The following is a 990-nucleotide window of genomic DNA, read 5'->3' as shown; positions in this document are numbered from 1 at the left end:
GTAACATCGTTACTCTAGCAGCAGTTATCGCATGTATCGGTTCACTACTTGGCTGGCAGTTCACTAACGCACAGGTTTCTAAAGCGGCAGCAGATGAAGGTCTATTCCCTAAAATCTTTGCTAAAACCAACAAAGCAGGCGCACCGATTGCAGGTATGTTAATCATGCTAGCTGCTGAGATTTTACTAGCGGTAATGACGATTTCTCCTAACTTGATCAGTCAGTTCAACGCGCTATTGAACCTTGCAGTATTCATTAACATGGTGCCTTACATCCTATCGATGACTGGTCTTGAAGTATTACTTCGCAAGAACATGGTATCTCCAAAGCAATACCGCTTAGGTGCAACCGTGGGTACATTAGCCGTTCTTTACAGTATCTATGGTGTATATGCTTGTGGTGCTACCGCAGTATTTGGCGGTACTATCCTGACACTACTTGGCTACATCTTCTATGGTTTCATCGCAGCTCGTGATACTAAACCAGAAGTAAAAGCAAACTAATTTAAAGATTTAATAAATTCGATAATAAAGAAATTTATTAATAATAAGCTAGAACAGAAATGGGAATAAATAATAAATACGCTAACCATTAATAATCTTATTAATAACCAGCCTTATTTATTCCCTTTCTAAAATATTCGTACAGACCTTTTATTACTTCATATTTTTTATGTCGCGGTAAAACACATCTGTCATTCATCATTTTATTCAGGCGTTATTATGAACAATAGTACTAATAATAAAATGCGTGCTCTCGTTATTGAGCACCAGAACATTACTCCAAATAGCTTTGCAGATCGTGCAACTAAATCATTAATTGCTGAACTACAAAACCGTACTATCGATATCATCACTGCTACTTCTTATGAAGATGCGCGTGCGGTTATCATGTCGACTCAAATCGATAGCCTAGTATTAGCACTAGAAAAAACTGAAGAGCAAATCGTTAATTCTAACGAAGAAGTTGATTTGTTAGCAGCACTACAAG

Annotated in this window: 1 protein-coding gene and 1 pseudogene; both read left to right on the top strand. The window is 37.4% G+C overall.

The features are described from left to right. Positions 1 to 503: amino acid permease (locus PAND9192_RS20320; RefSeq protein WP_144018118.1), on the top strand; the 503-nt coding region annotated here is incomplete at its 5' end. Between the two features lie 219 nt (positions 504 to 722). Further along, positions 723 to 990: pseudogene (locus tag PAND9192_RS20315) on the top strand (arginine decarboxylase); the annotation flags it as partial.

This window comes from Photobacterium andalusiense, assembly GCF_900185625.1.
Lineage (GTDB): Bacteria > Pseudomonadota > Gammaproteobacteria > Enterobacterales > Vibrionaceae > Photobacterium > Photobacterium aquimaris.
The sequence above is the reverse complement of the archived record's forward strand: the minus strand, read 5'-3'. Positions and strand labels throughout refer to the sequence as shown.